22 protein-coding genes are annotated in these 20,272 nt (G+C 37.2%); 12 read left to right on the forward strand and 10 right to left on the reverse strand.

The features are described 5' to 3' along the window. Positions 1 to 4: 4 nt before the first annotated feature. Positions 5 to 691 (reverse strand): TetR/AcrR family transcriptional regulator, encoded by a 687-nt coding sequence (locus tag MED217_RS13700; RefSeq protein ID WP_009781137.1) that lies wholly within the window; start codon positions 689 to 691, stop codon positions 5 to 7. A 222-nt stretch (positions 692 to 913) separates the two neighbouring features. On the opposite strand from MED217_RS13700, the gene htpG reads away from it, so the two are divergent. From htpG to MED217_RS13735, 7 genes are all read left to right on the forward strand, one after another. After that, positions 914 to 2,803: a molecular chaperone HtpG gene (htpG, locus tag MED217_RS13705; protein WP_009781138.1), complete on the forward strand. Its 1,890-nt coding sequence runs from the start codon at positions 914 to 916 to the stop codon at positions 2,801 to 2,803. Between the two features lie 167 nt (positions 2,804 to 2,970). Then, on the forward strand, positions 2,971 to 4,371 hold the full coding sequence (locus MED217_RS13710; RefSeq protein ID WP_009781139.1) for a nicotinate phosphoribosyltransferase: 1,401 nt from the start codon (positions 2,971 to 2,973) through the stop codon (positions 4,369 to 4,371). A 3-nt stretch (positions 4,372 to 4,374) separates the two neighbouring features. After that, entirely contained in the window at positions 4,375 to 4,899 is a 525-nt protein-coding gene (locus MED217_RS13715; RefSeq protein ID WP_154648949.1) for a hypothetical protein, read from the forward strand. Between the two features lie 9 nt (positions 4,900 to 4,908). Then, complete coding sequence (gene pncA / locus MED217_RS13720; RefSeq protein WP_009781141.1) at positions 4,909 to 5,517, forward strand: bifunctional nicotinamidase/pyrazinamidase; 609 nt, start codon at positions 4,909 to 4,911, stop codon at positions 5,515 to 5,517. Then, a complete protein-coding gene (locus MED217_RS13725; RefSeq protein ID WP_009781142.1) occupies positions 5,517 to 6,227 on the forward strand; it encodes a DUF429 domain-containing protein in 711 nt (236 codons plus the stop codon). Before pncA ends, MED217_RS13725 begins: the two co-directional genes overlap by 1 nt. Positions 6,228 to 6,389: 162 nt before the next feature. Continuing rightward, complete coding sequence (locus MED217_RS13730) at positions 6,390 to 6,794, forward strand: hypothetical protein (protein WP_009781143.1); 405 nt, start codon at positions 6,390 to 6,392, stop codon at positions 6,792 to 6,794. A 9-nt stretch (positions 6,795 to 6,803) separates the two neighbouring features. Then, positions 6,804 to 7,163 (forward strand): DoxX family protein, encoded by a 360-nt coding sequence (locus MED217_RS13735; RefSeq protein WP_009781144.1) that lies wholly within the window; start codon positions 6,804 to 6,806, stop codon positions 7,161 to 7,163. 52 nt (positions 7,164 to 7,215) lie between these two features. Here the strand turns inward: MED217_RS13735 and MED217_RS13740 are convergent, their stop codons facing one another. Continuing rightward, on the reverse strand, positions 7,216 to 7,800 hold the full coding sequence (locus tag MED217_RS13740; RefSeq protein ID WP_009781145.1) for a T9SS type A sorting domain-containing protein: 585 nt from the start codon (positions 7,798 to 7,800) through the stop codon (positions 7,216 to 7,218). A 219-nt stretch (positions 7,801 to 8,019) separates the two neighbouring features. On the opposite strand from MED217_RS13740, the gene MED217_RS13745 reads away from it, so the two are divergent. Next, on the forward strand, positions 8,020 to 8,898 hold the full coding sequence (locus tag MED217_RS13745) for an AraC family transcriptional regulator (RefSeq protein WP_009781146.1): 879 nt from the start codon (positions 8,020 to 8,022) through the stop codon (positions 8,896 to 8,898). Between the two features lie 365 nt (positions 8,899 to 9,263). Further along, entirely contained in the window at positions 9,264 to 10,130 is an 867-nt protein-coding gene (locus MED217_RS13750; protein ID WP_009781147.1) for a helix-turn-helix domain-containing protein, read from the forward strand. A 146-nt stretch (positions 10,131 to 10,276) separates the two neighbouring features. Here the strand turns inward: MED217_RS13750 and MED217_RS13755 are convergent, their stop codons facing one another. Next, positions 10,277 to 11,068 carry a S1/P1 nuclease gene (locus tag MED217_RS13755; RefSeq protein WP_009781148.1) on the reverse strand — a complete coding sequence of 264 codons (792 nt, stop codon included), beginning with the start codon at positions 11,066 to 11,068 and terminating at the stop codon, positions 10,277 to 10,279. A 240-nt stretch (positions 11,069 to 11,308) separates the two neighbouring features. On the opposite strand from MED217_RS13755, the gene MED217_RS13760 reads away from it, so the two are divergent. The 3 genes from MED217_RS13760 to MED217_RS13770 all read left to right on the forward strand — a co-directional run bounded on the left by MED217_RS13760 (position 11,309) and on the right by MED217_RS13770 (position 13,584). Then, complete coding sequence (locus MED217_RS13760) at positions 11,309 to 11,797, forward strand: hypothetical protein (protein WP_009781149.1); 489 nt, start codon at positions 11,309 to 11,311, stop codon at positions 11,795 to 11,797. Positions 11,798 to 11,808: 11 nt separating this feature from the next. Continuing rightward, positions 11,809 to 12,732 carry an alpha/beta hydrolase gene (locus tag MED217_RS13765; RefSeq protein ID WP_009781150.1) on the forward strand — a complete coding sequence of 308 codons (924 nt, stop codon included), beginning with the start codon at positions 11,809 to 11,811 and terminating at the stop codon, positions 12,730 to 12,732. Between the two features lie 102 nt (positions 12,733 to 12,834). Continuing rightward, complete coding sequence (locus MED217_RS13770; protein ID WP_009781151.1) at positions 12,835 to 13,584, forward strand: DUF4369 domain-containing protein; 750 nt, start codon at positions 12,835 to 12,837, stop codon at positions 13,582 to 13,584. Between the two features lie 167 nt (positions 13,585 to 13,751). On the opposite strand, the gene MED217_RS13775 is transcribed toward MED217_RS13770, so the two are convergent. The 7 genes from MED217_RS13775 to MED217_RS19140 all read right to left on the reverse strand — a co-directional run. Beyond that, the gene (locus MED217_RS13775) at positions 13,752 to 14,018 is read right to left on the reverse strand and encodes a hypothetical protein (RefSeq protein ID WP_009781152.1); all 267 of its coding nucleotides are present in this window, start codon (positions 14,016 to 14,018) and stop codon (positions 13,752 to 13,754) included. Between the two features lie 42 nt (positions 14,019 to 14,060). Beyond that, positions 14,061 to 15,026 (reverse strand): type I phosphomannose isomerase catalytic subunit, encoded by a 966-nt coding sequence (locus MED217_RS13780; RefSeq protein WP_009781153.1) that lies wholly within the window; start codon positions 15,024 to 15,026, stop codon positions 14,061 to 14,063. Positions 15,027 to 15,072: 46 nt separating this feature from the next. Continuing rightward, the gene (locus MED217_RS13785) at positions 15,073 to 15,486 is read right to left on the reverse strand and encodes a 6-pyruvoyl trahydropterin synthase family protein (protein ID WP_009781154.1); all 414 of its coding nucleotides are present in this window, start codon (positions 15,484 to 15,486) and stop codon (positions 15,073 to 15,075) included. Then, positions 15,486 to 16,004 (reverse strand): isopentenyl-diphosphate Delta-isomerase, encoded by a 519-nt coding sequence (gene idi, locus MED217_RS13790; RefSeq protein ID WP_009781155.1) that lies wholly within the window; start codon positions 16,002 to 16,004, stop codon positions 15,486 to 15,488. The genes MED217_RS13785 and idi overlap by 1 nt, the downstream gene beginning before the upstream one ends. Before the next feature lie 114 nt (positions 16,005 to 16,118). Further along, positions 16,119 to 18,035: an OmpA family protein gene (locus MED217_RS13795; protein ID WP_009781156.1), complete on the reverse strand. Its 1,917-nt coding sequence runs from the start codon at positions 18,033 to 18,035 to the stop codon at positions 16,119 to 16,121. 17 nt (positions 18,036 to 18,052) lie between these two features. Next, positions 18,053 to 18,997: a PorP/SprF family type IX secretion system membrane protein gene (locus tag MED217_RS13800; protein WP_009781157.1), complete on the reverse strand. Its 945-nt coding sequence runs from the start codon at positions 18,995 to 18,997 to the stop codon at positions 18,053 to 18,055. Positions 18,998 to 19,038: 41 nt separating this feature from the next. Beyond that, on the reverse strand, positions 19,039 to 20,272 hold a 1,234-nt coding region (locus tag MED217_RS19140), incomplete at its 5' end, for a T9SS C-terminal target domain-containing protein (protein WP_040532875.1).

Consider the following 20,272-nt stretch of genomic DNA (forward strand, 5'->3'; position numbering starts at 1 on the left):
CCTTTTATTTAGTTCTACTGAAATTTTCTTTAAACAAAAATTTACCAAAATCCAGCACACTCTCTAAAGGTGTCGTGTTAAACACATCAAAGATGGCATTTACTGATTTCTCAATAGCTACATCGGTCTTTTCAAAACGTGCTGAGTTATCATCCATCCAATACTTCATTAGAAACAGCGTTTGCAACCAAGCACCTTCACTAAAGATTGAAACAGGATTTTTAGTAAAACGTGATGATTTTTCTTCATTGCTTTGTTCGATCAAATCACTTGCAAATTCACGTACTTTTAGACGTAGATCTCGCAATTGGGCCAGCGATTTCAATTGGTCTTTCTGCTCTTGAAGCGCAAAAAGCACATAACTGCGATTGGCTGTCAATACTTCAAAAAATGTATAAAAGAACGACAACATCTTTTCCCTGTTGGGGTATGTCGCATACTCTTGGTTTTTGTGTAAAACAGTAACGGTATTTTCATAAAAAGCAACCCAAATCGCCTCCCTAATTCCTTGAAAAGAACCGTAAAAGTTATAAAACGCTCCTTCTTCTATATTGTGCTCTTTACAAAATTTAAATACAGAAGCAGGTCGATGTCCGTGTTCCAGAACATATTCCATATACATCGTCATTACAGCTTCTGCTGTAAGCTTTGGTGTCTTCTTAGTAGTGGTTGTTTTTTTTGTAGTTGCCATAAAGTGTTTTCTTTAGCTCAATGTAAAAGTAACTATGTTCAACATTTTTTCAAAGATGTTAAACAAAAGCTTTCGTTAAAGTTCTTTCAGTTTAAATGAAAGTTGTGTCAGTTTGTCACGCAATACGCTTTGGTATTTTTTTTGAAAACTTCGTGTCACAATTATTAATTCAAAATCAAGTTTTACCGAAGTTCGCTTCGGTACTAAAAAATCAAATACATTATGTCTACAGGTAAAATCAATGTTGCTGTTGAGAACATTTTTCCGTTGATCAAAAAGTTCTTATACAGTGATCACGAGATCTTCTTGCGTGAGTTAATTTCTAACGCAACCGACGCTACACTTAAATTAAAGCACTTGACAAACATTGGCGAAGCCAGCGTCGAATATGGAAATCCGGTAATCGATGTAAAAATTGACAAGGATGCCAAAACCCTAAGCATTACCGATCAAGGTATTGGTATGACCGAAGAGGAAGTACAGAAATATATTAATGAAGTTGCTTTTTCTGGTGCAGAAGAGTTTCTTGACAAGTATAAAGACACTGCAAAAGACAGCGGAATTATTGGGCATTTTGGTTTAGGTTTCTATTCGGCTTTTATGGTTGCGCGCAAAGTAGAAATCATCACCAAATCTTATAAAGACGAGCCTGCTGTAAAATGGGAATGTGACGGTTCGCCAGAATTCACAATTTCACCAGCTGATAAAGATGTTCGTGGAACAGAGATCATCCTTCACATCGCTGAAGATTCTGAAGAGTTCTTAGAAGAAAATCGCATTAGCGAACTGTTGACAAAATACAACAAGTTTATGCCGGTGCCGATTAAATTTGGTACTAAAGAAGAGACGCTTCCACTTCCTGAAGATGCTCCGGAAGATGCTGAAGCAGAAACTAAGACTGTTGATAATATCATCAACAACCCGAATCCGGCATGGACAAAACAGCCTACCGATCTTGAGGAACAAGATTATAAGGATTTTTACCGCGAGCTCTACCCAATGCAGTTTGAAGAGCCGCTTTTTCACATTCATTTGAATGTTGATTATCCTTTCAATCTTACCGGTATTCTTTATTTCCCGCGTTTAGGACAGGATATGAATATCCAAAAAGATAGAATTCAGCTTTATCAAAATCAGGTTTTTGTAACCGATAATGTTGAAGGTATCGTTCCTGAATTCTTAACAATGCTTCGTGGAGTGATTGATTCTCCAGATATCCCTCTTAACGTATCACGTTCTTACCTTCAGGCAGATGGTGCAGTTAAGAAAATCTCGAGCTACATCACCCGTAAAGTGGCAGATAAACTGAAGTCGCTTTTCAATGAAGATCGCGAAGATTTTGAAAAGAAATGGAACGATATCAAAGTGGTGATCGAGTACGGAATGTTAAGCGAAGACAAATTCTTTGACAAAGCAGACGCTTTTGCACTTTATCCTACGGTAGATGACACCTATTTTACCTTTGCAGAGCTTCAGGAAAAAATCAAAGAAAACCAGACCGACAAGGATGGTAAGCTGGTTGTACTTTATGCTTCTAATAAAGATGCGCAACACCAATACATTCAAGCAGCAAAAGATAAAGGATATGAGGTATTATTACTAGATTCTCCTATCGTTTCTCACTTGCTTCAAAAGCTTGAAACCTCTAAAGAAAACATCAGCTTTGTACGTGTAGATGGTGATGACATCAATAATTTGATCAAAAAAGACGAGGAGCAAATCTCTAAACTTTCTGACGATGAAAAAGAAAGTTTAAAAACCTTATTAGAAGAAACCATAAATGACAAATCGTACACTGTAAAACTTGAGGCAATGGATAGCAACTCTGCTCCATTTATGATCACGCAGCCGGAGTTTATGCGTCGTATGAAAGAAATGCAAGCAACCGGTGGCGGTGGAGGTATGTTTGGTATGGGTAACATGCCAGATATGTACAACCTCGTGGTAAACACCAATAGTGAGCTTGTAGGTGAAATTCTAAACACCAAAACCAAGAAAAAACAAGAGCGTTTGATTACACAGTCTATGGATTTGGCACGTTTATCTCAGGGCTTGCTTAAAGGCGAAGCTTTAACTAACTTTGTAAAACGCTCCTATGAGATGATTAAATAGGTAGTTAGATCTTAGATTTGAGACACCTGGATCTAGAAGCCTGACTTCATAATTAAAACCGCTCTTTTTGAGCGGTTTTTTTATGCCTTAATTCTAACGATTCTTTAACCACTCGTAGCCGGCGATTACAGCTTAATTTGGTAAATTCACTTAACCAAATTTTTATAATGTTTCAGTTTACTGCTACGTATACCGATCTATACCAATTGAGTATGGCTCAGGTTTACTTCAATAAAAATCAAAATCAGCAAGCGGTTTTTGATTACTTCTTTAGAAAACTTCCCTTCAATGGTGGCTATGCAATTTTTGCCGGACTTGAAGAGATCATCTCTATAATCGAAGAACTTCGATTTTCAGAAAGAGATATCGCTTACCTCAAAGAGCACGATTTTGAACCTGAATTTTTAGCCTATTTAAAGGACTTTCGCTTTCGCGGAACTATCAATGCTATGCAGGAAGGCGAAATCGTTTTCCCTACAGCACCTGTCCTTCAAGTTGAAGCTAATCTTATTGAAGCGCAAATCATTGAAACCATCTTACTCAACACATTGAATTTTCAAACCTTGATAGCAACCAAAGCAAACCGCATACGCAATGTTGCCGGCGACAAAACCTTGCTCGATTTTGGATTGCGCCGCGCACAAGGTCCTGGAGGATATTATGCGTCAAGAGCAGCTATGATTGGCGGTTTTGACGGAAGCAGCAATGTGATCACCGGTCGAGATTATGGCTTTCCCATCAGCGGTACGATGGCACACGCTTTTGTACAGAGTTATGATGACGAACTTACCGCATTTAGAGATTTTGCAGAGCACAGACCTAAAAATTGCGTGCTACTGGTAGACACTTATGACACCTTAAAAAGTGGAATGCCTAACGCAATTACTGTCGCAAAAGAAATGGAAGCACGTGGTCAAAAGCTACTTGCTATTCGCTTAGACAGTGGCGACCTCGCTTATTTAGCCAAACGCTGTCGTATCATGCTCGATCAAGCCGGTCTGGATTATGTGAAAATTGCAGCTTCTAATCAGTTAGATGAATACGTCATTCAAAGTTTACAAAATCAAAATGCTCCTATTGATGTTTATGGTGTAGGAACCAATCTTGTAATTGGTAAACCCAATGGTGCTCTAGACGGCGTTTACAAACTTTCTTTTGCTAACGGAAAGCCGCGTATCAAAATTTCTGAAAGTATCTCAAAAGTGACGCTTCCGCATAAAAAACAAGTCTATAGAATTCTGACTGAAGATAATGTACTTATAGGTGCAGATGCAATCGCTTTATCTAAAGAAGCGCATATCTCCGTTATGCATCATCCTGTAGAACCTTTCAAAAACCTCAACATTGATGATTTAAAACAGCAAGCGATGTTGCAACCGGTGATGCAACAAGGAAAACGGGTTTATCCTGAAAAATCAGTACAGGAAGTGGCTGCTTTTAGCAAGAAACAATTGGCTGCTTTACCTGAAGAATTCAAACGATTCGACAATCCGCATATTTACAAAGTAGGTATTAGCAATCAACTTAAAGAAGAGCGCGATCGATTAATAGCTGAACATAAAAACTAAATAATGAGACTATTCAATCTTATCCTTTTATTATTTATGCTAACATTACCTACAGCCGCTCAAGAGACGAATACAAAAGTCCGTTTAACTCAAGAAGAAAATGAAACGTGGCTTCAGGATTATCAACAAGTTGAAGATTCAGAAGAAAAGCTGAATATGGTGAAAACCAAGATTCTTTATGATGCGCAATTTGTAGGTCCTCGCCCCGGCATTTCATTAACCGGTTTAAATGAAGCGCAACGTCAGGCCTTAAAAGAACAAGAAAGCAAAAAACCTAGAATCACCGCTGATTGTAAAATCCTTTTTGTTTTACAAACAACACAATCCCACTTTTTGGATTTAGAGAAAAGTCCACAATACAAACCTTTTGTTGAACACTTAGAAACGTTCTCGATTTCTGACACCATCTTAACTGGCGCTAGTGCATCTGCGATCTACGGAACCCGAGCTCGTTGCGGCGTAGTTCTCTTAAAAACCGAAGATCCTGACGCCCTCAACTATTTAAAAACTATAAACAACCAGAAATAACCAAAACTTATGAAAGCCCTTATTATCATCGATATGCAAAACGATTTTATGCCTGGCGGCGCACTAGCCGTACCCGGTGGAGATCAAATCATTCCTTTAGTGAATAAGCTTCAGGAAAAATTTGAACTGGTCATTGCCACGCAAGACTGGCATCCTGAAAACCACTCGAGCTTTGCAGATAATCATCACGACAAAGAAAATTTTGATACTACCACGATCGATGGTCTAGAACAAACCTTATGGCCTGTGCACTGTGTACAAACCACAGGTGGAGCAGACTTTCACCCACATATGAATGCGGCGCGTATTGAAGCTATTTTTAGAAAAGGAACAGATCCTAAAATTGACAGCTATAGCGGCTTCTATGACAACGCACACAAAAAGTCAACAGGTCTTTCTGGATATTTAAAAGGAAAGGGAATCACTTCGCTACACTTTTGTGGTTTAGCTGCAGAATATTGCGTGAGCTACTCTGTGCTCGATGCGCTTGACGAAGGTTTTAAAGTCACGCTTTATGAAGATGCTACACGTGCGCTTAATGAAGCTGATTTTGAAAAGATGAAAAAGCAAATTCTCGATAAAGGCGGAAGAATCAAACACGCCGAAGAATTAGTATAATGCTTCTGGGAGGAATTGATGGTTGCAAAGGCGGTTGGCTCGTGATTTTTAAGAACGAAGGGGCATTTTCATACGAAGTTATTTCTTCGATTGAAACGCTCAATCAGCACTTTTTGCAACCATCTCGTTTTTTTATAGATATGCCGATAGGGCTTTCTTCCGAAGGTTTTACCCGAACCTTAGAAACTACACTACGCACAGAACTTCAATCTAGAAGGTCAACCATCTTTAATCCTCCTACCCGGGAAGCAACCTACGAGCCAGATCGAGATAAGGCCAAGCAGCTCAATAAGCGCATAGAAGGCAAAAGCCTTTCTGAACAAACACTTAATATAAAAAGTAAAATACGCGAACTCGACCATTTTCTACTCCATCAAAAGAATTTAGCGCTTGAATTGATTGAAAGTCATCCCGAAATCTGTTTTAAATACCTCAACAAAGGCGAGGTTTTGCAGAGTAAAAAAAGTACTTCTGAAGGTATTGAAGATCGTTTAAGACTATTGTCTAGCTATGATCAAGATGCTTTTATGCTTTATCAAGAGATCTTGAAAAATACGCAACGAAAATGGGTGAAACGCGATGATATTCTAGATGCTCTTGTGCTTTGTATTTCAAATGAACTGAGCTTTCTCAAAAAAACATACTATTTTGAAGATGAGAATATACAAGATATGAAAGGTCTCAAAATCAGGTTAGCCTATTTTAAATAGTTTTCTTCAGATTTATATTATATAAAGTATAAATTAATGTAAATTGAGCGGGCAAATCAGCCCCCAAAGGAATAATGTAAAACTCTACTTATTACGCGGTACGTTTTTCAAACGGCTGTAATGTCTCCCTAGCAAACAGTAATAAGCGACTAACTCTTATTTATGAAATTGTTATACAAACGATGGAGACTTTTTTTATACCTCACCATAGGTCTCGTATGGATTCTGTTTTCAATTACTAAAAATGTTATTATTGACGAGCCTTTAAACACTATTGATTATTTATTAGCCTGTTTGGGTATCTATTATCTAGGTAAATTTATTTATCAATATCGATTTCAATATTTAACAGTCACGCAAGATCACATCATCAAACACTTTCCTTTTTATTCTAAATCGATCGAAATTCAAAATATTGATCGATTTTACAGAAATAAAGTTGGAGATTATGTCATTGAAGCAGGTTCAAAGAAAATCAGGATCAATCCCATTATCGTAGAAAAAAAATCGTTGGAAGCATTTAAAGACTTCACCAATCAACTTCAAATTAAACAAGAAGTACATTAAAGTATTCACATGAATTATGTTTGGCATCTTTATGTAATGGCCGCAATGTATATCCTCGCAGGAATTATGCATTTTGTAAAGCCAAAAGCCTATATGCGCATTATGCCCAGATATCTGCCTGCACATAAAACGCTCGTTTATTTAAGCGGTCTAGCAGAAATACTATTGGGTATCTTCCTTTGTTTTCCAGATACTAAGAATATCGCTATTTGGGGAGTTGTCCTTATGTTGGCTGTTTTCCTTTTAGTCCACTTTTATATGCTTTCTTCAGTAAAAGCCGGACTCAACTTACCCAAATGGTTATTATGGGGTCGCATAATCCTTCAATTTGGGCTAATCTATTGGGCTTTATTTTATCTTGACGCATAAAAAAAGTCCTGCTCATTTCTGGCAGGACTTTTCCATTATTAGGGTATTAAGCTTATTTGATAGCAATTTGTTTTGAGAAATAGTCTTTACCTATTGAAACTCCAATTCTGTAGTTACCTGCTGGTAATTCTTCAAAATTTAGTGCTTGTTTCACAACAAGATTATGATCAGACATTGACTCGATAATCGCTCCACTCTCGTCATAAACTCTCGTAGTTGTTTTTACTTCCTTAGGATTGGTAAAAGAAATCATTACGATGTCATTTTCAACTCTATAATTAGGTTTGAAAATAGTTTTACTTTCGTCCTTTACGATATCAAGACCTTTAAATTCTTTTTTGATTGTAGTATACGATTTAGCATAATCATCTTCGTAGATCAAGTAGTATTTTCCTACTGGCAATTCTTCTAAACTTAAAGTCTTAGAGTCGTTTGCTACACTTCCTGCATACTCACTGTAAAGACGCTCTCCGTCAACATCCTCAAGATAAATTTGAGCTCCTTCTATTGCATTAGTATATTCAACTTTTACTTGGAAGTCTTCATTTACTGTAACTGCAATTCCATCTGCTGCACTGGCATTTAGAGTAAGGGCTAATGTCAATGCGAATACCAAAGTTTTAAATAATTTTTTCATAGTTTTTGGTTTTTGTGAGTGTTTTAATTTTTTCACATTACAAATGTAGGGCGCAAATGCACCTTGGAATAGAACCTATTGTGCAATTTTATGTGCTATTTTAACCTTGAAGCAATTAAAAAATTTAACTTTGTGAAAAACCTATATATTTAGGTTAATATAGCACAGGTTTTAGGTTAAGACCTATGCTAACTTTATACTTAATTAACAGGAAATACTATGATAAAATCCCCAAAACCAGCTTTTGAAAAAATTGAACCGGGTTTTGGCAGCTCGTTTGCTTACCGTACCTATGATGAAAATCACGAGAATAATAGTCACAATTTCTGGCATTATCATCCTGAACTTGAGTTGGTTTATGTAAAGGGTGGCACCGGCAAACGACAAGTAGGTAGTCATATTTCTTACTATCGCAACGGAGAACTCATTCTCATTGGTTCAAATTTACCCCATTGCGGTTTCACAGATTCTCTTAATAATTATGAACGCGAAACCGTAATTCAAATGCATCCTGATTTTTTGGGTCCAGATTTTTTCAATATCCCAGAGATGCGCGGAATCAAAGCGCTATTTGAACGTGCAAAAATGGGAATCGTTTTTCACGGGGAATTGAAACGCTCGGTAGGTTTAAAAATTGAAGCTATAAAGGAAGCTTCTAATTACAACCGCCTATTGGTACTTCTTGAAATTTTAAAGGAATTAGAAGCTGCAGATAAATACACGGTTCTCAACGCCCAGGGTTTCATACTTGAAACAGAACTACAAGACAATAACAGAATCAATATTATATTCAATTTTGTAAAAGAAGAATTCAAGCGTCAAATCACTTTAGAGGAAATTTCAGAACTGGTAAGTATGACGGTTCCAGCTTTTTGCAGATACTTTAAAAAGATCACCGGCAAAACATTTACACAATTTGTAAATGAATACCGCCTTGTACACGCAGCAAAACTTCTTCACGAAAAACCTATAAGCATTACAGACGTTTGTTATGAAAGTGGTTTTAATAATTTTAGCCACTTCAACAAGCAATTTAAAAGGTTCACCGGTAAGACACCTTCAACCTATCGCAATGAACTCAAATTTGTTGTTTCTTAATACTATTTTTAGCCTTCTTCGCTTTAAAAAAGGTTTTTAACTACACCCAAAGAGATTCCTTCTGTCCACTTTCCCTTTAAAATCTTTTTGGTTTAACATATCCTTGGGCACAGAAGAATTTAAAAAGTAAGTATTTCTTACAATTTCATAATAAGATTTAGACAAATTGATTTAGAAAGTTCACTACTAAAGCCTTTTAGCAATCAAAACACACAGTAAATCAAAGGATTACATTCTGAGGATAAATGCTAATATTTTGTTAAAAGTCGATGAAATGAAAATTAAATCCAGATTTCTTGTAACTTTTATCTATCCTCTAAGACGCATATACCACCCCTTATTTAATCTAAATCCTACTGTGTGCCATGATACAACTTAATTGGCAAGATATATTTATAATTGATCGATTTTCTACATCGAGATGGGATCCTGATAATAATGGTGACCTCTATTTTCAAATCCTTTTTATCGAAGAAGGAAGCGGTCGAATTACAATTAAAAATAAAGTTACGCCATTCAAAAGTCGTGATATTTTTGTGTTTGCCAAGGATGAAATTCCGCAGATCAAAACCCACGAGAATACTACTTTTATCGTATTCAAATTTACAGATCTCTTGTTCTCGAGTAAGATCAATCTTCCCGACCGCCAATCTTGGCTTCGACGGAGCGAGTTTATTTTAAATCACCCAAAAAGAAAATTTGAAGAATCGCTTAAAAGTGGAAAAGACCGTGATCTTATTTGGCGTATTTTATTTTTTATTCGAAAAGAAAACAACGCAAAAGAGCAATACCATTTACAAATCATTGCAAATATGGTAAGTACCATTCTTAGCATTCTTGCGCGTAATGTGACCAGCAAAAATCCTGAAAGTGTAAAACCTCGATCACATAAAAAATCAGATCGTATCGATGAGATTTACGCTTACATCAGATACAATATTTACGATTCTAACTTGCTTAAAATTTCAGCTATTGCTAAGCATTTTCATATTACCAGCAGTACGCTAAGCAATTACTTTAAGAAGGAAACCGGCAATTCATTACATAACTATATTTTGCTTTATAAATTAGAAATTGCAAAAGACAGATTGCTCAATTCTGATTTTACTGTTTCACAAATTGCTATTCAGCTTGGCTTTACAGATGAGAGTCATCTTACGCGTATTTTCAAGAAGTATTGTGATGCAACACCCAAACAATACAAGGACAGCCATATCACAACCGAAGAATAAGATTATTATTATTAGTAGTAGTAGTAGTAGTAGTAGTAGTAGTAGTAGTAGTAGTAGTAGTAGTGATTGAACAAATAGTATTCAAAAAAACGGGCTATGATCTCAAAACATCATAGCCCGTTTTTTTATTTGAAGCTGTTGTTCTTTTAATCAAACAACTCATTTAAAAGTGCTGCTAAGCGCACCCCTCCTTTTTGCAATTGCTCTTGAACCATCTGGTTATAATCTGCTTGATAACGATAGCTTAGCTTCTCTCCTATTTCGGCAGAGTCATACACTTTTTCTGCTAAAATCTGCCCTTCACTTACCCAATCCATCAAATCGCCTTTACTAATCTCTTTAAATTGCTTTTTAGATACTTGACCAAAATTTGTGGCTAGTTCGCTATACGACATCCCGTAACTCTCAATAAGTTTTGAATCCCAAAGCGAGTGTAAGTTCGTCCCGTTATTAAACCAACGTACTTGAAAGTCATTTCCACCTTTATCTTCAGCGTGTCCCAAATGCAACGGCTGGTGAAGATCTCCTATAAAATGTACCAACATCTTTAAGTAAAAACGTTTTTCTTCTATAGTAGCATCTTCAGAAGTAATCACTTCTTTACACGTATTGATTCCTTGTACCAGATCGCCATATTCATTTTTATCTGCTTCGGCATAGCTCAAACCTGGCGCGATATTCACATAATGCCAACTGCTGTATTTTCTATACTCTTCATAACTTTTGATCTCATCGCCATAAGTCGAAACGGTCACCAGAGTTTCATCTCCTAACAGCTTCTCAATAGCTTTCTTTGTGCGCGGCTTTAAATATTTTACCGCAATAGCAGCTGTCGCTCGATGTCCCTTGCTTCCCCAATCATCTCCTTCTGTATCAAAAGCAAAACTTTTAAAACCTATCAAACTGGTTACTACTAAACCTAAAATCAACGTTCTCATTATGTATTTTTTTTGCAAACTTAAAACATTGAATCGCTTTATAAGGCTCTTTTTTCGACTCTAATGATTCTAAAAGTTTATCAATATGAGTTTCAAAACTATAGAAAATCACAATATTGAAGAGACTTTCGATTTCTAAAACAATTAAACTTATCTTACGATTAATTCTGTGCAAGACTTTAGTTAACTAAATATCTTTGCCATTGATTTTGGCATCATTTTTAATAAGTTAAATCTTATATGAAAACGTTTAAAGAAATACAGCGGTTTGACCAATGGTGGTTGCGTCTATTGTTAGTTGTCATTTTAGCAATTGCGGTAAGCCCTATTGTTTTGGAGTGGGATACACTTGATCTTTCACGATACGAACTTGCATCTGTGATATTGAGTATTCTTGTGGTGCTCGCATTATTCTTAGGGTTTTGGTACATTTTTAAATTAGAGACCACAATAGATGAAAAAGGAATCACCTACAGGTTTGTTCCTTTTCACATTAAATCCAGATTTAAATCCTGGCAAGAGATCAAAAGCGCCAGCATACGCAAATACCATCCTATTCGAGAATATGGTGGTTGGGGATATCGAATCTCTTTTACAAAACGCAAAGCGCTTACCACCAAGGGAAAAAAAGGACTTCAACTTGTTTTTCAAGACGGGAACGAACTCTTGCTGGGCACACAACATCCCGAAAAAATCGCTCAGCTACTTAAGCATTATAATATTCAATAAACCTTCTGCTTATGCGGTACAACTTGCTGCTTTGCTTTTTATTCGGTGTTTTTTTTACTCAGGCTCAGAATATTTCAGAAACTGAAGTACGCGTTACTGATTTAATCAGCGGTTCACTCCTAAAGCCTGAAAAACAAACTGATACTTTAGTCATCATAATTGCAGGATCTGGACCTACAGATCGCAACGGCAATCAACAGATGACAAACAATAACAGTTTGAAAAAACTGGCACAACAACTTACCAAAAATGGTTTTGCAAGCTTTAGATACGACAAGCGTTTATTTGCGCTTATGCGTCAAAACGCCTTGATTGAAGAGCAACTGCGCTTTGATGATTTTGTAAATGATGCTGTTGCAGTCACCAAGCACTTTAAAGATCAAGGATATAATCACATTATTTTGCTTGGCCATTCTCAGGGCGCACTTATCGCAAAACTTGCTGCACTACAAACCAGCGTAGACAAAGTGATCTCTCTAGCGGGCGCCGGTCAATCTATTGATAACCTCATTATAGACCAACTTAAAGCACAGGCTCCGGGATTGGTTGAAAACGCCAGACAAGCTTTCACTGATTTAAGAGAAAAAGGAAAAGCAGAAAGCTATAGTCCGGGATTAAGTTCCTTATTCAGACCCTCTGTACAGCCTTTTATGAAGAGTTGGGTAAAATATAACCCTGCTGAAACTATTGCTTCTTTAGAGCTTCCTATTTTGCTTGTAAGCGGCAGTAAAGACCTTCAGATTCCATCAGAAGAGACCGAATATTTAAAAAAGGCACAACCCAATGCTCAATTAGCAATGATTGAAAATATGAATCACGTCTTAACGATTATAGAAGGTGATGACATCGAAAATGGCAAATCCTACAATGAATCGGCTAGACCTATTTCTTCAGAATTAATAGAGGTCATTACTTCGTTTATTCGCACAAACTGATTCTACTTTTTCAAGTGTTTATAATTTACTTGGAGTAACTCAACTTCCGCTAGCTTTTAAAGAAGATTTTAGGCATATTTGTAGCCCTCAAAAAATCATAAAATGCAAATTAGATTAACTATTCTTAGCCTTGTGAGTTTATTTTTACTAGCAAGTTGCAGCAAGGATGGAGATTTTACACTTACCGGAAAAGTAAACGGATTAAAAAAAGGAAAAATTTATCTTCAACGTATTGAAGACACTTCCTTAGTGACTATTGATAGTGTTATTGTAGATGGCGACCCAACGTTTGAGTTTATCACAGACCTTAAAGAACCGCAAATCGTTTATCTGGCACTTGAGAAAGTAGATGCTTACGAGTATGATGATCGTATTATGATCTTTGCAGAACCGGGACAAATGACCGTCAACACTTCACTTAAGAATTTTGAAAGCCAGGCTGCGATCACAGGTTCGCAGAATCAGCAAAAATTAGACGAGTATACTAAAATCATACGTCGCTTTAATGACCAAAACCTTGATTTGATTAAAAAGAGTTTTGAGGTTAGAAAAGAAGGATGGGAAGACTCTATTGTATTTTACGACAATAAGTTGCAGAACCTAACCAAGCGAAAATACCTTTACACCGTGAATTTTGCATTAAATAATAAAGAGTATGAAGTAGCTCCTTATCTGGCAGTTTCTGAAATTTTTGATGCAAACGTGAAGTATCTTGATACCATATACAGTTCTTTAAAACCGAAAATCAGACGCTCTAAATACGGGAAGGCTTTAAAGGATTATATTAAAGAGCGTAAAGATATGCCTGAAGAAACTACAACAACTACAACAGATTCTACCTACACTGAGTAGTTCATAATATTCTTGTAAGTCAAATCCCTTCGAGCAGTTCCTAGAGCTTTAGACTTTGAAACGAATTTTCAACTTTGTGAAAAGCCTTGTGTAATTAAACTCTTGGGTGGTACTCATAAAAAAAGCCTTCAATAATTGAAGGCTTTTTTATTTGCATTTTGCTCTTGTTATAAATCGTTAACACGATCAATAAGTGCTTTACCGCGCTCTTCAAGCTCGGCGCTTACCGCTTTTAACTGCGCGCGACGATCGTCTACCTTACGATCGTTTACTTTAGCGATCAATTCGTCAAAAGTTTTTATTGCATCATCAATAATTGCTTCTGATTTAGTGTGATCTTCTTTAGGATTAATTGCCTCCCAGATATAAACCGCATCAATAATATCTCCAAGAACAAAATTAATATCTTTTTTAAGGTCTCTTATACTTGCCATAAATTAAATTTTCGGCAAAAATACGCCTAATTATCAGATGTTCTACAAGTAAACTTCCAGAATCTCGCAAGAATCTGCTTTCAGGCTTACAGCCTCATTTGCTGCAGGAATAAGCAAGGTTTCGCCTGCAGATAAGTTACCTGTTGTTGAACCGTCTGAAAATTCCAGAGCACCAGAAACCACAATAATAATCGTGAAAGAATCCTTGCGGCTCACCTCATAAGCTTCGGTTAAGTTGACCCACTCGGTTTTAAAATAGGTATGATGCTTAACGACCTGAGGTTTATTAGTTACACTACGATCGTAGTCCAGTTTAAAGTCTTGTGTGGTTTCAAAGTCAAGCACTTCTCTCGACTCCTTAACGTGAAGGTCTCTTAGATTCCCGTCATCGTCCTTTCGGTTATAATCATATACGCGATAAGTCACATCTGACGTTTGTTGAATTTCTGCAAGTAACACACCTCCACCTATTGCGTGAATGCGTCCTGCATTAATAAAGAACGCATCTCCTTCATTTACCACGTGCTGATCCATCACTTCTTCGATGGTCAAATTATCTATGCGCTCATCATATTCCTCTTTAGTGATTTTTTGATTGAAACCCACCGTGAGTTTCGCTCCTTCATCAGCCTGCATTATGTACCACATTTCAGTTTTTCCTACGCCTGTTGGAGAAGTTTCATCTGTAGGATGTACCTGTATGGAAAGATCGCTGGCAGCATCAATGAATTTAATCAACAACGGAAAATGAGGACCAAATACGTCATGAACTTTAGTTCCTAAAAGCCCTTCTGGATTTGCAACAATAGCCTCATGAAGCGATTTTCCAGCAAGTGCTCCGTTTTTAACCGTACTTTGACCTTCTTTCAAATCGGCAATTTCCCAGCTCTCTCCTACTTTTGCCGTAGCACTGGTTCCTTTGTTAAAAATCGCATTCAGTTTTTGACCTCCCCAGATTTTCTCTTTTAAAACCGGGTCGAATGTCATTGGATAAATTGATGTACTCATATTCTTTTGCGCCTTAAGGCATATTGATTAGTATATAGTTGTTTTTTTAGTTGCCGGAATAGGTTACCGAATTACGCGGAGTTTCATACAACGTAACTTCAATAGCAAATTTAGCATCTAGTTTTGCTTTAAGCCTGTCGTAAATTACCACACAAATATTCTCTGCTGTTGGATTAAGTTGTGAAAATTCAGCGACGTCAAGATTCAAATTCTTATGATCAAAAGGTTCTTCAACCTCAGATTTGATAAGATCTTTAAGCACTTTTAGGTCAATCACAAAACCGGTTTTAGGGTCAATTTCTCCTGTAACCGCAACGATCAGTTCGTAATTATGCCCGTGATAGTTAGGATAACTGCATTTACCAAAAACCTCTAGATTTTTAGCATCATCCCAATCAGCTCTGTAAAGTCTGTGCGCTGCATTAAAATGTGCTTTGCGCTTTACGGTAACAGTTTTCATTAGCGCTCGATCTGGTTATAAAATTTATCAAAGATGATCTTAAACCACTCGGTATAACGCTGCGGGTTTTCTTTCATATCAGCTTCAATCGCTTCGAGCGACATCCACTTCCATTCTGAAACTTCATCCGGGTTTATATTGGGCGTCCCGTTAAAATCTCCCAATAAAATATGATCATACTCGTGCTCAGTTAGACCATTATCAAACGGAGCCTTATAGATGAAGGAGATGTTTTCTTCAAGCTCTGTAGTAAACCCCATTTCTTCCATAAGGCGACGTTTACCGGCTTCTATATTGCTTTCTCCTTCCCGCTGATGACTACAACAGGTATTCGTCCATAACCCCGGAGAATGATATTTATGTGCTGCTCTGCGCTGAATCATTAATTCTTTTTGCTCATTGAAAACAAAGACCGAAAATGCCCGATGTAAAAGCGCTTTTTCGTGCGCTTCCATCTTAGGCATCAAACCTACCTGCCTATCATTTTCATCAACCAAAATCACCAATTCTTCTTTCATAAATTTATTTTTAACGGTAAATGTACAAATACATTACCCCCTTAACAATAGAAAAAGCCTTCTAAAATTTAGAAGGCTTTTAACGGGTTTGTTATGTAGATGCAACTTCAACTATTAATAATCCTGAACGATAAACTCGCTTCGTCTATTAAGTTGATGTTGTTCTTTGGTACAGTCTACGCCATTACTACATTCATTGAGTAATTGAGTTTCACCATATCCTCTTCCAGATAAGCGTTCTCTTGCGATTCCGCCTTCTTCCACAATGTAGTCTATGGTAGATTGATTTCGACGCTCAGAAAGTGCTAAGTTATAAGCATCATTACCTCGACTGTCTGTATGTGATCTTACATCTATGTGTAATTCTGGATATTCTTTTAGTATCTCAATAATTTTAGCAAGTTCTACTGCCGCGTCAGGCCTGATGTTTGATTTATCAAAATCGAAATAGATCGGGTTGATCAACTTTCCTAAATCGAAGCTTGGAGGTATTGCCGTAACGGCAGGCTCTAATTCTAATATTACAGTAACCTCACTGCTTTCTGAAGGAATTTCCACCAATTTCTCGTCGGTCATATATCCTTCCATTTCAGCTCTGGCAAAGTATTCTTCTCCGCACTCAGGATCTTGAAAAGTATAAGTAGCCTCAGGAGCTTCAGCAGAACCAGAAGCGATAAGATCATTATCCAAATTTCTAATCCCTACTAAAGCGCCGTTAAGAGGTTCTTTGGTTTCCTTATCAACAACCTTTACGATTAAGGTGCTCTCACAAGCAGCCTTAATAAAACTGTAGATATCATCATCTAAAGGATCATTGGCTCGGTTGGATGCAAAAAATCCTTTACCCGTATCACTGTTGATTATGAATGTAAAATCATCTTTTGTACTATTAACAGGAGCACCAACATTTTCTAGAGTTTCACTTTCAAAATCATAAACATATACATCGAGTCCACCTAAACCTGCACGGCCGTCAGTTGAGAAGTACAGCTTTCCATCTTTACTAATAAACGGAAAAGTCTCTCGCCCGGGAGTATTTATTTTATCTCCCAAATTTTCAACGGTGCCAAAAGAGCCATCTTCATTGATCGCAACTTTCCATAAATCTGATTCTCCGAGAGAGCCCGGTCTATCAGAAGCAAAATAAAGCGTTTTTCCATCGGGAGTTATTGCGGGGTGCGCAGTAGAAAAGCTATTATCGTTAAATGGCAATTCTTCAATAGCCCCTAAACCTTCGGCAGTTTTAGCAGCTTTATAGAGTTTGAGACGATTTGTTTTATTACTATCTGCTCGGTATTGATCTTTAGTAAAGTTATTACGTGTAAAATATAAGGCGTTACCATCGGGGCTCAAAACTGCTGTACTCTCGTGAAATTCTGTATTGACACTTCCTCCCAATTTAGACACAGTATTTACTTGATTCTGATCATCTATATCTCCCACATATAAATCTAGAAATGGTTGATTGTTCCATTTATGAACACGTCTGGTAAACACACCGGTATCTCTAGTCGATGAGAACAACAATTGTTCCCCATAAAAAGCAGGCGCAAAGTCAGAATATTTTGCAGCATTAGCCTTTAGTTTCTCAATCTCATACGAGGCACTTCCTTCTTTAATTTCAGAAATGCTTTGTTCTGCATATAAATCTTCTGAGCCGTCAGACAACTCTTGATAACGAGCGATCATCTCCTCAGATTTATCGTACTCCTGCTCTGCTCTTAGCGCTTGAGCATATCGAAAATATTGATTAGGCGTAACCTCACTTTGATATTTTTCTATAAGTTTTGAATACCAGTTTACGGCCTCACTATAATCTGCATTATAATAAAAGCTATCTCCAAGCTTGGCAAAAAGATCGGCAGATTCATAACCTTCTTCCGCTACGCGCAAATAGATCTTTTGAGAATCTACAAATGCATATTGGTTAAATTGTTTATTTCCTTTAGCAACTTTGCGTTCTTGTCCAAACCCACTGGTCAAAACAGAAAGGAAAAGCGCTATAAATAGATGATGTATTTTTATTCGCATAGGGGCGTGTTTTAAAGTTAAAAGAATCGCGGAGTTAACATACGATTATACTCTTTGAACAATTCAAACCGAAGAAATACTTCATAGGTACCATTGTTGTACGTTGCATTCCCCAAATCTGTCGACTCTCTGTCATACGCAAAACCTACCAGCAGGCCGTCATTTACTTGAAAAGCGGCTAAAGCACTCAAAGCTGCACTCCATCTGTAAGAAGCTCCTAAAGTAAGTTTATCATATAATAAGAAATTGGCATTTACATCTACCGCAAGAGGAGCTCCGGCAACCATTTTAACCAAGGTTGAAGGCTTAAACTTTAAATTTCGGTTCACGTCAAATACGTAACCGGCTAAAGCATAGTAATGAATTTCCTCTTCAGACACAAAGGTTTGTGCTCCTTGCGCACCGCTTCGGTCAAAGTGATCTGTACGCAATAATTGCGGAGCAGATAAACCTCCATAAAATTTAGAGTCATGATAAAAGATACCCACACCCACATTAGGTGAGAGTTTATTATCAATATTTACTAAAAACGGATCATTCTGGTTAAATGGATTGGTTCTGCTGAAATCAACATCAAGCAAATTCAAAGATCCCTTCAAACCAAAACTCAACTTCCCTTCCATTCCCGTTTCAATGGTATAACTAAAATCGGTATTGAAATATGTTTCTCGCGCAGGCCCCAAAACATCGTTAACCAAGCTAAAACCTAAACCTACTTTACCTAGCCCGATGGGACTATGTACAGAAAGATTTTGAGTAGTAGGCGCTCCATCTAAGCCCACCCACTGACTCCGGTGCAACAGTAAAATACTGGTAACCCCACGGTTCCCCGCGTAAGCGGGGTTTATAACCAACGGGTTGTACATATATTGTGTGTATTGTGGATCTTGCTGACTATACCCTGTTACCGAAACAAACAGAATAAACAACAATACCAACTTACCCAAATTTCTATTTATCATATGAAGTTGTTTATAGTAAATACTCACTGAGTAAATCATTTTTAATTAATGTATAAGAATGAAGCTTTTCTTCTTACTTCACCCGTATCAGGATCTGCATATTCGATTATGTAATAATAAGTTCCTGTAGGAAGACGCTCACCACGGCGCACTGTTGCACGACCGTCTGAGAAGCCTCTAAACACATTATCATTATCTATGCTATAACCTTCTGTGCTGTACACTTCTACACCCCAACGGTTAAAGATCTGAACCTTATTATCAGGATAATCGTCTATATTCTCGATCATAAAGATATCGTTAAGCCCATCTCCGTTAGGCGTCATTACATTATATATCACAATATCCTCGTCTGATAATACATTTGGTATTATAGTTACGGTAATATCATCAGGATTTCCGTTACCATTTGTATCAACGTTAGTATCATCATTAGGGTCGTCTGATAAATCTTCAATTACATCTCCTGAAGGGTCTACACCACTTACTAAAGCCTGGTTTTCTACAAACAGCTGCTCTATATCTGCCTGAGTTATTGCATAAACCGCGGTGAACGTTGTTGCATCTACTTCGCCTGGTGCCAAATTAATTGGTCCTCCTAAAACATCAACTAATGGGTCTTCTATAACAATATCTGAAATTGTTACTTCGCCTGTGTTGTATACGGTGAAAGTATAAGTGATTGTCTCACCAACCTGCGGCCTTTGATCACCATTTTCATCATTAAATACTCCAACTTTCTCTAACGCAAGCTCAACTATAGCCGGTGGCGGAGGTGGTGGTAAATAATCATCTTCTCTTACGGAAATATATACGGTTGCAACATCGGTTGCCACAGGAGATCCGGTATCAGAAACCTGATATGTAAACTGATCTGTTCCTATAAAACCTGCATTTGGTGTATAGATAAATGAACCGTCACTATTAATCTCTAATGTTCCGTTTGATGGACCATTTAGCGGTGTTGCATTTACATCTACTTGCTGAGACTGTCCTTCAGGATCAAAGTCATTATCTAAGACATTTCCAGAAATAGTATTATCAATAAGACCGAAATAAGCATCATCATTTGCAACAGTAGAATTACCATAATCTGGTGTAACCTCAATTGTTACTGTACCTGTTGTACATTCTGAAGGCGTACCATCATCACATACCGTGTACTCAAAACTATCTTCACCTACAAAGCCAGGCTCTGGAGTATAGGCAAATGTTCCATCAGGATTTACAGTAACGCTTCCATTAGTTGGTTGCGTATTACCGGTTACTGTAATC

The organism is Leeuwenhoekiella blandensis MED217 (genome assembly GCF_000152985.1).
In the GTDB taxonomy this organism is placed as follows: Bacteria; Bacteroidota; Bacteroidia; order Flavobacteriales; family Flavobacteriaceae; genus Leeuwenhoekiella; species Leeuwenhoekiella blandensis.

Coding starts and splice junctions, on each gene's coding strand:
- MED217_RS13700 (WP_009781137.1), bottom strand. CDS start 691: ATGGCAACTACAAAAAAAACAACCACTACTAAGAAGACACCAAAGCTT.
- htpG (WP_009781138.1), top strand. CDS start 914: ATGTCTACAGGTAAAATCAATGTTGCTGTTGAGAACATTTTTCCGTTG.
- MED217_RS13710 (WP_009781139.1), top strand. CDS start 2,971: ATGTTTCAGTTTACTGCTACGTATACCGATCTATACCAATTGAGTATG.
- MED217_RS13715 (WP_154648949.1), top strand. CDS start 4,375: ATGAGACTATTCAATCTTATCCTTTTATTATTTATGCTAACATTACCT.
- pncA (WP_009781141.1), top strand. CDS start 4,909: ATGAAAGCCCTTATTATCATCGATATGCAAAACGATTTTATGCCTGGC.
- MED217_RS13725 (WP_009781142.1), top strand. CDS start 5,517: ATGCTTCTGGGAGGAATTGATGGTTGCAAAGGCGGTTGGCTCGTGATT.
- MED217_RS13730 (WP_009781143.1), top strand. CDS start 6,390: ATGAAATTGTTATACAAACGATGGAGACTTTTTTTATACCTCACCATA.
- MED217_RS13735 (WP_009781144.1), top strand. CDS start 6,804: ATGAATTATGTTTGGCATCTTTATGTAATGGCCGCAATGTATATCCTC.
- MED217_RS13740 (WP_009781145.1), bottom strand. CDS start 7,800: ATGAAAAAATTATTTAAAACTTTGGTATTCGCATTGACATTAGCCCTT.
- MED217_RS13745 (WP_009781146.1), top strand. CDS start 8,020: ATGATAAAATCCCCAAAACCAGCTTTTGAAAAAATTGAACCGGGTTTT.
- MED217_RS13750 (WP_009781147.1), top strand. CDS start 9,264: ATGATACAACTTAATTGGCAAGATATATTTATAATTGATCGATTTTCT.
- MED217_RS13755 (WP_009781148.1), bottom strand. CDS start 11,068: ATGAGAACGTTGATTTTAGGTTTAGTAGTAACCAGTTTGATAGGTTTT.
- MED217_RS13760 (WP_009781149.1), top strand. CDS start 11,309: ATGAAAACGTTTAAAGAAATACAGCGGTTTGACCAATGGTGGTTGCGT.
- MED217_RS13765 (WP_009781150.1), top strand. CDS start 11,809: ATGCGGTACAACTTGCTGCTTTGCTTTTTATTCGGTGTTTTTTTTACT.
- MED217_RS13770 (WP_009781151.1), top strand. CDS start 12,835: ATGCAAATTAGATTAACTATTCTTAGCCTTGTGAGTTTATTTTTACTA.
- MED217_RS13775 (WP_009781152.1), bottom strand. CDS start 14,018: ATGGCAAGTATAAGAGACCTTAAAAAAGATATTAATTTTGTTCTTGGA.
- MED217_RS13780 (WP_009781153.1), bottom strand. CDS start 15,026: ATGAGTACATCAATTTATCCAATGACATTCGACCCGGTTTTAAAAGAG.
- MED217_RS13785 (WP_009781154.1), bottom strand. CDS start 15,486: ATGAAAACTGTTACCGTAAAGCGCAAAGCACATTTTAATGCAGCGCAC.
- idi (WP_009781155.1), bottom strand. CDS start 16,004: ATGAAAGAAGAATTGGTGATTTTGGTTGATGAAAATGATAGGCAGGTA.
- MED217_RS13795 (WP_009781156.1), bottom strand. CDS start 18,035: ATGCGAATAAAAATACATCATCTATTTATAGCGCTTTTCCTTTCTGTT.
- MED217_RS13800 (WP_009781157.1), bottom strand. CDS start 18,997: ATGATAAATAGAAATTTGGGTAAGTTGGTATTGTTGTTTATTCTGTTT.